The organism is Aeromonas molluscorum 848 (assembly GCF_000388115.1).
GTDB classification, from domain to species: Bacteria; Pseudomonadota; Gammaproteobacteria; order Enterobacterales; family Aeromonadaceae; genus Aeromonas; species Aeromonas molluscorum.
Map to the genome: position 1 here is coordinate 1 of NZ_AQGQ01000259.1, position 2,804 is coordinate 2,804.

A 2,804-nucleotide genomic window follows, 5' to 3' on the forward strand; every position below is an offset into this window, starting at 1 on the left:
GGTGGTAAACATGCCCTGGGCATATTTATCCCAGTGGCCTGAACGCTCCCACAGCACGCGATCCATCATGGAGGGGCCTTTCACCTCCTGATAGTCATACTCACGCAGCTTGGTACGCATGAAGGTTTCCAGCTCACGGAAGATGGTCCAGCCATCGTTGTGCCAGAACACCATGCCGGGGGCTTCTTCCTGCATATGATACAGGTCGAGCTGCTTGCCAATCTTGCGATGGTCACGTTTGGCGGCCTCTTCGAGGCGTTGCAGGTAAGCCTTGAGCTGCTTTTTATCTGCCCAGGCGGTGCCGTAGATGCGCTGCAGCATCTTGTTGTTTGAATCGCCGCGCCAGTAGGCGCCGGACATTTTCTGCAACTTGAAATGGTGACAATGACGCATGTTGGGCACGTGGGGGCCGCGACACATGTCGACGTACTCTTCATGATGATAGAGACCGGGCTTATCATCACGGGCAATATTCTGATCCAGGATTTCGACTTTATAGCTCTCGCCACGGGCCGCGAACACGTCGCGCGCCTCCTGCCAGGAGACCCGCTTCTTGACAACGTCATAATCCTTATCTGCCAGCTCGAGCATGCGTGCCTCGAGTGCCGCCATATCCTCTTCGGTCAGGGTATGATCGAGATCGACATCATAGTAGAAGCCGTTATCGATGACCGGACCTATGGCCATCTTGGTCTGTGGCCAGAGTTGCTTGATGGCATGACCGAGCAGGTGCGCACAGGAGTGGCGCAGGATCTCGAGACCCTCTTCGTCTTTGGCGGTGATGATGGAGAGCTGAGCATCTGCTTCGATCAGCTCACAGGCATCCACCAGTTCACCGTTCACCCGACCGGCAATGCACGCCTTGGCGAGACCGGGACCTATGTCCGCGGCGACATCCATGACGGAAACGGCCTGGGCAAATTGACGTTGACTGCCGTCAGGCAGAGTAATGATTGGCATAATTGCTTCCTTAACAGTGGTGACCCCTACCAAAGGCCACGTGTGGATCGAAAATACCCTTAAAAATCCAGCAACCCACCTTGATGTTTCACCGTTCACAATACGGCTGCTACACGCAGTGATACGCACGTTGGTGTCTGTGCGAGGCTATCAATTAACGGGATCAGTCGAGGATTGTATCAGACGTGACAACTCAGACAAGTTTGAATGGTCGCTATCTGGGGTCGAGAATAATCCATGACTCAGCGGCCACAATGTGGCTCATCGCGCCCGGCATGGACAATCAACCCAGCGTCATCACGCTGGCACAGCGCGAAAAGTAAAGCATGTGACACCCTCGGGCAGAAGATGCGGGCACCCCAGCGAGAGCGATGGGAGCCCCCCGACAGAGGGCCATGTTCAGAATGCCACACTGGCATGCACTGGCACGCGGTGCTCCCGATACACAGCAACCAGTGTCCGCAGGGCATCGCGCGAGCGGTGATCCGTCAGCGTCGAATGGAGCATGATCCTCGACGAGGGCAACGCGGGCAGGCCCAGACGCTGCCCTACTTCCACCGCATCGGGTGGCGCCAGACGGCAAGATAACGCAGCGACCGCCAGCCCGGCCGACACGGCGGCCATGACGGCCGAATGACCTCCGCCAACAAAGACTTCACTCCACTCAAGGTCGGCACTATTCAGTGCTCGAATGGCGATGTCGCGCACACCACAACAAGGTGCGAGAGCGGCCAGCCGTACCGGTTTCCCTGGCTGATGATAGAACCCGGGAGCGGCAAACCAGCCAAAGTGCTCCGGCCCCAAATCTTCACCACTGCGGCGATCATCTTCCTGGCGGACAATCACAGCGTCGAGCGCCCCTTCGTCAAAGGCGTTGAGCAAACTGCGGGAATTCTCCAGCCGCACTTCGATAGTCAGGGCGGGATCGCGCTCGCTGAGCCGTGCCAACAACAACGGGATCTCGGGCCCCGCCACATGCTCGGCAATGCCCAACCGAAAGCGTCGGCTTTCGCAAACCAGCGCGGCCATGGCGCGGTCATGGGCGGCAATGAACTCACGGGCCGGATTGAGAAAGACACTGCCCTGCGCCGACAGCCGCACCAGCCTGGGGGTGCGTTCGAGCAGTTTGTAGCCGAGTCGATCCTCCAGGCGCTTCAATTTCACGCTGATGGCGCCCTGGGTCGTCCCCAGGGCCTCAGCGGCTCTGGTGAAACTCTGGAAATCGGCGATGGTGACGAACGCCAGCACCGACTCCACATCAAGCACCCGTCGAGTCATGAATCATCCAAAATTGTTGTCTCTGATATACCCAACCATACCATTGAGCAATAGTGCTGTATTCCCTAACATCCTTCATCTAGGTGTCGTACGTGTCTTTTTTGCGTGCAACCCGGTCTTGAGGTGGCGCCTAACAGGCTCCCCATGTTCCCATCATTTGAAGGTACCCCATGACACTGTCACCAAGACGCCAAGGCTCCTTTGCCCTGGCTGCCGTCTGTCTGTCCGCGTTGATGCTGGGACTGGAGATTTCCAGCGTCCCACCCATTCTATCCACCATAGAGCAGGCCATGGGAGCCAGTTTCCGGCAGCTCCAATGGATCATGGCTGCCTATACCATTGCGATGACGACCATCCTGATGGGCGTTGGCACCCTGGCCGACCGTTACGGTCGTAAACGCATCTTCACCATCGGCATTCTTGCCTTCGGCGTCACGTCGCTCATCTGTGGACTGGCCGACAGCGCCGCCGTGTTGATCGTGGCACGCTTTCTCCAGGGATTGAGTGCTGCGATGATGCTGATCTGCCAGATCGCCATCTTGTCCAATCAATTTCGGGATGGCGTG

General features: G+C 57.6%; 3 protein-coding genes. 1 reads left to right on the forward strand and 2 read right to left on the reverse strand.

Translation table 11 applies throughout. The features are described 5' to 3' along the window. Both G113_RS19670 and G113_RS19675 read right to left on the reverse strand, forming a co-directional pair. The coding region (locus tag G113_RS19670; protein WP_005912250.1) for a threonine--tRNA ligase at nucleotides 1-960 on the reverse strand (960 nt) is incomplete at its 3' end. 399 nt (nucleotides 961-1,359) lie between these two features. Then, on the reverse strand, nucleotides 1,360-2,238 hold the full coding sequence (locus G113_RS19675; protein WP_005912252.1) for a LysR substrate-binding domain-containing protein: 879 nt from the start codon (nucleotides 2,236-2,238) through the stop codon (nucleotides 1,360-1,362). 170 nt (nucleotides 2,239-2,408) lie between these two features. On the opposite strand from G113_RS19675, the gene G113_RS19680 reads away from it, so the two are divergent. After that, nucleotides 2,409-2,804 (forward strand): MFS transporter (locus tag G113_RS19680; RefSeq protein WP_005912253.1); only part of this gene is annotated, 396 nt, incomplete at its 3' end.